This window comes from Staphylococcus sp. HMSC65H10 (assembly GCF_001839185.1).
In the GTDB taxonomy this organism is placed as follows: Bacteria; Bacillota; Bacilli; order Staphylococcales; family Staphylococcaceae; genus Staphylococcus; species Staphylococcus simulans.
This window is the reverse complement of the sequence record NZ_KV840405.1, coordinates 1-351: the sequence shown is the minus strand read 5'-3', so window position 1 is coordinate 351 and position 351 is coordinate 1. Positions and strand designations below refer to the sequence as shown.

Below are 351 nucleotides of genomic sequence, written 5' to 3'. Positions count from 1 at the left end.
TGATGAAAAAGGCATCTCAGGAGTTCATGTTACACTGAAAGATGGTAATGGTAACGTATTAAAAACAACAACAACAGATAAGACTGGTAAGTATCGTTTTGATGATTTAGATAGTGGTGATTATATTGTACATTTTGATAAACCAGAAGGTTTGACTCAAACTGTTACTAATTCAGGTAATAATGATGAAAATGATGCTGATGGTGAAGAAGTTCATGTAACTATTACCGATCATGATGATTTTAGTATTGATAATGGTTACTTCGAAGAAGATTCAGACGCAGACGCAGACGCAGATGCAGACGCTGATTCAGATTCAGACGCAGATGCAGATGCCGATGCAGACGCAGA

General features: G+C 37.0%; 1 protein-coding gene. It reads left to right on the top strand.

Translation table 11 applies throughout. The features are described from left to right. The coding region (locus tag HMPREF3270_RS10985) for an SdrD B-like domain-containing protein (RefSeq protein WP_176746742.1) at positions 1-351 on the top strand (351 nt) is incomplete at both ends.